This is a genomic window from Niallia sp., from assembly GCF_031978665.1.
GTDB lineage: Bacteria > Bacillota > Bacilli > Bacillales > Cytobacillaceae > Niallia.
The window spans coordinates 31,587-38,122 of record NZ_DALZDK010000044.1; the positions used below are offsets into that span (position 1 = coordinate 31,587).

Here is a 6,536-nt window from a genome sequence, read left to right on the forward strand (position 1 = left end):
AATCCTCTAAAATCAACTAAGATAACATTGACCATATTTTCTCCTGCCGCTTTTAAATAGGTATTATCCACATAATATTGAGAAATGGATTCGGATAATTTCGTGCTATAGGAAGCGATGGCAATAAGCATAACGACCACTCCTACTAACACAGAAATTACTGCATTTGATAATTTAAAAGGAATACTTTCTTTTTTCCTTGCGTTTCTTGGTAAATGATAAAAACATAGTAAGAATAAAGCGACTGAAACAGTTTCAATTACTAATTGAGTTAAGGCAAGGTCAGGTGCCCGGAAAACTACATAGAATAACGAAACGGTATAACCGACTGCTCCTAAAAGAATAATGGAGGTTAGACGTGATTTAGAGAACAAAATAGAAATAGTCGAAATGACAAGAACAAGTGACAGAACGACTTCATAGCCTCCAATTGATGCTAGTCGGGAAGTATCGATTGTAAATCCATCCTTTGCAAATAAAGTATAAGAAAGGATTAAGATAAAGAATGAAAAGATATAAATTAAATAGGTTCTAAGGGAACCCGTCATATATCTGTTTGTAAGCTGGTTAAATAGATTTTCTGTTCTACCAAATAACCAATCATATATTCTATTCCAGATAACGGGGATAGCTTGATAAATAACAGACCATTTTTTTACGGTTAAATATAGGATTATCCCTAATACAATGACGCCAATCGTCATAAACAACTCTGGTTCGAAACCATGCCAATGATAGATATGGAGATCATAAACACCTCCACCATATATAGATGTAATGGCAGGGGAAAGAATGGTATTTGATAATAACCCGGGAAATAAGCCGAATATTACGACAAGCGATACTAATAGAAGTGGAGAAATTAGCATACCCATTGGTGCTTCATGTGGCTTAGTAGATAATTTTTCCGGTTGGAATTTTCCTGTAAATGTTTTAAAGACAAGAATCATACTGTACACAAATGTAAAAATACTACCAATCCATGCGATTATAGGTAATAGAACTCCCCAAGTATCTAAATGAAACATATGGAATTCACGGATGTTCAACATGCTAGCAAAGAACATCTCTTTGCTAAGGAACCCGTTAAATGGGGGAATTCCAGCCATCGATAACGAGCCAATCAATGCTATTGCAAAGGTGATCGGCATAATTTTCATAAGTCCACCTAAACGGCGAATATCTCTTGTTCCAGTTTCGTGATCCACAATTCCAACCATCATAAATAAGCTCCCTTTAAAGGTGGCATGGTTGACAAGATGGAAAACTGCGGCTGCTGTTGCAATATAATAAATACTCTCATTATCATAGTGGACGCCAGCGGCACCAATACCTAGCAAAGACATAATCATTCCAAGCTGACTGATCGTTGAGTAGGCTAGAAGTCCCTTTAAATCGACTTGCCTTACAGCAAAAAAGGAACCATATAATAGCGTGATAATCCCGACAAGTGAGACAGTCCAAAGCCAATAACCAGAAACGGCAAATACTGGACTTAAACGTGCAACAAGATATATCCCAGCCTTAACCATTGTGGCCGAATGTAAATAACTACTGACAGGAGTTGGAGCTTCCATTGCATCTGGTAACCAAATATGGAAAGGGAATTGCGCAGATTTTGTAAATGCACCAAGTAAGATACAAATCATTCCCAGAATAAATAACGGATGCGAGATGATTGATTCTTGTTGAACAAAAGTAATAATCTCTGAAATATTGAAGGAGCCGGTCATTAAATAAAGCAGAATAATCCCAGCTAATAAGGAAAGGCCTCCAAATACCGTTATCACCATTGATTTGATTGCGCCATATCGAGAGTTGCTTCGATTATTCCAAAAACCTATTAATAGAAAAGAAGAAATACTAGTAATTTCCCAGAACATATATAGAATAATTAAATTATCAGCTAAGACAATTCCTAGCATTGCGCCCATAAATAATAGAAGATACACGTAGAATTGATTTATCTTTTCTTTGGCTTTATCTAAATAATAAATGGAATAGAGAATGACTAGTGTGCCGATTCCCGAAATTAATAGAGAAAATAGCATACCAAGACCATCTAATTTTACGGAAAAATCGATACCGAGAGATGGAATCCAGGCAATCGATTCTGCTTTTTCCTGCAAGCTAGAGGTTGCGCTAATATTACTACAAAAATAAAAAAACAGTAGAATTGGTAGTGGTAGTACAAACCATCCCGTATGTATTCTTTTCATCAATTTATATGTGATAGGAATCAATAGGGTGTATAAAAATGGAGAAAGTACAACCCAATGAAGAATAGACAAAATAAACCCTCCTTAAACAAATCTAAAAACGAAATGATATGTAAATGAATGAACATGTTAAAGTATAACGCAAAAAAAACCACTGTGCACATAGGAAACTTGAAAATTCTTGGACAATAACCCCTTCTATTAAATAGGAAGAAACCGGTCTAAAACACTAAAAAATTTTTTTGTTTTTTTTGTGTAAAATAGCCACCTTTTTGCTCAAACTAATGCTGAGGTGGTTAGAAACATGCATATTAAATCAAAGATATGTATTTCCATTTGCTTATTTTCTCTTTGTCTATTAGGAGGGATCTTCTTAAATAGCTTTCAAAAAAGAGAGTTTTATTCATTAGATGAGCTCTTAGTAATAGAAGAGGATGGCTCTCTTTTTCTAGAAGAAACAATGATCCCATTTCAACCAAGAGAATATATCCGTAAAATGGCAGTGGAATAAAGGTTCGAAAAAAGAAGGGCATCCTTATATTAAGGTTGGCCCTCTTTTTATTTTTTACTGCAGAGGAAAAAATATGTGTAGGAAGCATATTTTTTATATAAGGCTATAAACAGACAAATTGTTGGCTATGGAGAATAGACTGTAGGTTGGATTTTGGTGGGTACGCTTGGCTGCGGCGGGTAATAGCAACTTTACAAAATTCTTTATTATATAGAGCTATCACCTCTTAAAAGCTTTATCAAAAAATCTCGGTGAAAAAATACAGAAAATTAAAAAGGTTAAGTGATATTCTGTTATAATATAGGTAGATATCTCAACTCCGTAGCTTAGGAATAAAACAAAGTAAGGAAAATGCTCTTTAGAAAATAAGTACTACTAAAACGCACGATTCATGTGAAATATCGATGAAAAAGAAGGTGAAAGAATGGAAAAGCAACAGTATTTATTTATTGACTTTGAATTCACCATGCCAGAGAAAAGTATTAAGTTTAAGGGGTTTTATCCAGAAATTATTGAGGTTGGTATTGTAGCCGTCGTAGGTGATTCAATAAGGGAACAGTTTTCTTCTTATGTTGTACCCCGTAAGTTTTCAACACTCTCAAGGAGATGCAAATCTTTTCTACATATTTCACAAGAACAAGTAAATAATGGCATATCTTTTTATGATTTAATGAAAAAGCTTGAGACAATTAGCAAAGGCTATCAAAATACCGTTGTTACATGGGGAAACATGGATATGAAAGTGCTTAAAGATAATTGTCAAAAGGCGCAAATTCCCTTTACAATTCATTGTAAGGAAGTGGATTTATCCATGGAATATAAGCGTTTTTTTGGGGATAAAAACCAAACGGGCTTATGGAAAGCAGTCAGGGAGTATGGAAGAGAAGGGACAGGTAAACATCATCGTGCACTAGATGATGCTTTAACTACTTATCATATTTTCAAACTCGTAGAACAAGACAAGAAATACTTGGGAAAATCAAACCCACCCACAATTGGAGATTTAATTGACATGTCTAAATTACTAAATAAGTTCGCTTAAAAAGACGAAGAATTATTCCTCGTCTTTTTTGTTGATTATTTATCATTTAGTATGTAGGAACTCAAGTGTACCAAATCATGACTTTCGATTCATTTTTAAGATAACTTATAATATTCCGCATTAAGTATTTCTAAGTTCTTCAAACTTTGAGTAGCAAATGTAGAATCGTCTTCTTGAAGCTCGTGACGCATTTTATCTAAGGCTGCTTGCAAAGATTGGTTATAAGTAGGGATTGATTCCTCCGTATAAGGCTTGACCATTTTCTTAGGAGCATTCATTTGTTCCCGATAAGAAAGTGCTTTTCTTTCATGGAAAATTTCGACCATTGCCTCTTTCGGCTGATGCAAATCACCTTGCATAGGATGTTTTAATACTGCAAGTACACGCACTAAATAACTTTGAGGACGTATATCTGTTATTTCCCCTATGTATTTTCCAGTTTTATAAAAGGCGGTCACGATAGAACCGATAGGTAGTTCGGACAATATAATCCCTCCAAGTACTGTTTTATTTTATAGTATCACAAATAAACCTTTTTTGATAAACAAGAATAACTGCATATTAATGAAGGTTTCTTCAGATACTAGTACCAAACCGTCTATGGAGGAAATAAGATGAAAAAAATGTGCTTATTGGCGAGTATCTCCCTTTTCCTAACCGGTTGTGCGGCAGGTGAAGTTACAAAAGTAAAAGTAGAAATGTACAATGATGTTGGGGACTCTTTAGGAACGGTTGAGCTACAAGAACAAGCTGCAGGAGTAAAGCTTACATTAGATTTAAAAGGCTTAACTCCAGGGATTCACGGTATCCATATTCATGAGACAAATAAATGCGATGCCCCCGATTTTAAATCTGCCGGAAACCATTTTAATCCAGATAATAAAGAACATGGATTGCTTCATCCAGAAGGTGCCCATGCAGGTGATTTACCTAATATTCTGGTGAAAGAAGATGGCACAGTAAAAGCAGAGCTTATGGCACCACAGGTAACCCTTAGAGATGGCAAAACATCATTGTTTTCTAAAGAAGGAACTTCTATTATTATTACCGAACAGCAGGACGATGGAATGACTCAGCCAGCAGGTGATTCTGGTGAAAGAACTGCATGCGGTGCAATCAAGAAAAAATAGAAAAAAAGACAGGAGGACTTTATTACGAGCCACCTGTCTTTTTCCTTGTGAATTTTAGCTATAATCCAAATTCCAACTTATTGAAACGTTTGTATTAGAATAAAAATGTTTAATGAAACAATTAAAATAGCCATTATCCATGATATAACCGTAATCCATTTTGTATTTACTAAGCTTCCCATAATACGCTTGGAACTTGTAAACATTATTAATGGAATAAGAGCAAAGCCGATCCCGAAAGATAGGATTACTTGACTTGCAACAAGCGCAGTGGTTGGATTAATGCCAAATGCAATGATAGCGATAGGTGGCACCATCGTAATGACTCTTCTCACATACAATGGAATACGAAAATGAATAAATCCTTGCATAATGACATCCCCAGACATCGTGCCAACAGATGAACTAGACAATCCAGCAATTAATAATCCTAATCCAAATAAAGTGGCTGAAATGGGATTCACTAGTTCTCCAAAATAATGAAAGGCAATATCTAAATCTTCCACAAATAATCCGTTTTTATGGAATAATGCACTAGAAACAATGAGCATTGCTCCATTAATAAATCCTGCAATCAACATGGCAATGAGAATATCGATGAATTCAAAGCGAAATATTTGTTTTTTCTCTTTATCTGTATCGCCAACAATTCTTTTTTGTGTTAATGCAGAATGTAAGTATATAGCATGTGGCATTACTGTAGCACCTAGTATTCCTGCTGCTAAAATAACGCTATCTATTCCATCGAATTGAGGGGTAAATAACCCGTGGATTAAAGATGGAACATCTGGCTTTGCAAAGAACATTTGTACAATAAAAGAAAGGACAACAATGAATAGCATCCCGGTAATTCCCGCTTCTAAGGAACGATATCCTCGTCTTTGTAATTCAAGAATAGCAAAAGAACCGATTGCAGCAATAAGACTTGCTTCTAATAAAGGGATACCAAAAAGAAGATAGATACCGAGCGCAGCACCGATAAACTCTGCTAAATCAGTTGCCATAATGACAAGTTCGCCTTGTATCCATAATCCGATAGAAACTGGTTTTGGAAACTCTTCTCTTGCGACTTCAGCTAAGTTTTTTCCTGTAGCAATGCCTAATTTTGCAGATAAGGATTGAATAATTAATGCCATGATATTGGAGAAAAGAATAACCCACAATAATAGATACCCATATTTCGAACCAGCAGCAATGTTCGTTGCGAAATTTCCTGGATCTATATAGGCAATAGCAGCAATGAAGGCTGGCCCTAAAAAGGGAAGGATTCTTTTCCAGCCTTTAACATCTTCGTTTAAAATACTCTTTGCTGATTTAGAATGAATTTGTTCTATTGATTGGTTTTTTTCCATTTTTTATCACCTGATTTTACTATGGTTTAAAAAGTTTCTCTAGGGCAACTTTTAATTAAAAGATATTCCTAAATCAGTAAATTGTCAATCTATTTTTAAGATTTATTTTTTGGTTAATTTTGTTAAATGGGATGGAGAAAAGATAGGGGAGCATCGAGGTAGTTGTTTTTTATTGGCTTAATTAGGAAATATAAATTTTTTTGGTTATAAAGAAACCTAGCTGATCATTAAAGTGTACCCTTTGTAAAGGACATTTTATAAAAAGCCTATGATACCATAAGA

General features: G+C 34.9%; 5 protein-coding genes and 1 pseudogene. 3 read left to right on the forward strand and 3 right to left on the reverse strand.

The features are described 5' to 3' along the window. Positions 1-2,291 (reverse strand): annotated as a pseudogene (locus RTL21_RS20260) (Na+/H+ antiporter subunit A); the annotation flags it as partial. Between the two features lie 232 nt (positions 2,292-2,523). Between RTL21_RS20260 and RTL21_RS20265 the strand changes: the two are divergent. Together RTL21_RS20265 and kapD are read left to right on the forward strand one after the other, a co-directional pair. Further along, positions 2,524-2,730: a hypothetical protein gene (locus RTL21_RS20265; RefSeq protein WP_312098546.1), complete on the forward strand. Its 207-nt coding sequence runs from the start codon at positions 2,524-2,526 to the stop codon at positions 2,728-2,730. Positions 2,731-3,154: 424 nt separating this feature from the next. Next, positions 3,155-3,772, forward strand: coding sequence for a 3'-5' exonuclease KapD (kapD, locus tag RTL21_RS20270; RefSeq protein WP_312098548.1), 618 nt, complete (start codon positions 3,155-3,157; stop codon positions 3,770-3,772). A 95-nt stretch (positions 3,773-3,867) separates the two neighbouring features. Here the strand turns inward: kapD and kapB are convergent, their stop codons facing one another. Next, the gene (gene kapB / locus RTL21_RS20275; RefSeq protein ID WP_312098550.1) at positions 3,868-4,257 is read right to left on the reverse strand and encodes a kinase-associated lipoprotein KapB; all 390 of its coding nucleotides are present in this window, start codon (positions 4,255-4,257) and stop codon (positions 3,868-3,870) included. A 129-nt stretch (positions 4,258-4,386) separates the two neighbouring features. On the opposite strand from kapB, the gene RTL21_RS20280 reads away from it, so the two are divergent. Continuing rightward, positions 4,387-4,902 (forward strand): superoxide dismutase family protein, encoded by a 516-nt coding sequence (locus RTL21_RS20280; RefSeq protein ID WP_312098552.1) that lies wholly within the window; start codon positions 4,387-4,389, stop codon positions 4,900-4,902. A 77-nt stretch (positions 4,903-4,979) separates the two neighbouring features. Here RTL21_RS20280 and RTL21_RS20285 read toward each other — a convergent pair whose 3' ends face one another. Continuing rightward, on the reverse strand, positions 4,980-6,254 hold the full coding sequence (locus RTL21_RS20285) for an Nramp family divalent metal transporter (RefSeq protein ID WP_312098553.1): 1,275 nt from the start codon (positions 6,252-6,254) through the stop codon (positions 4,980-4,982). Between the last annotated feature and the right edge of the window lie 282 nt (positions 6,255-6,536).

Coding starts and splice junctions, on each gene's coding strand:
- RTL21_RS20265 (WP_312098546.1), top strand. CDS start 2,524: ATGCATATTAAATCAAAGATATGTATTTCCATTTGCTTATTTTCTCTT.
- kapD (WP_312098548.1), top strand. CDS start 3,155: ATGGAAAAGCAACAGTATTTATTTATTGACTTTGAATTCACCATGCCA.
- RTL21_RS20280 (WP_312098552.1), top strand. CDS start 4,387: ATGAAAAAAATGTGCTTATTGGCGAGTATCTCCCTTTTCCTAACCGGT.
- RTL21_RS20285 (WP_312098553.1), bottom strand. CDS start 6,254: ATGGAAAAAAACCAATCAATAGAACAAATTCATTCTAAATCAGCAAAG.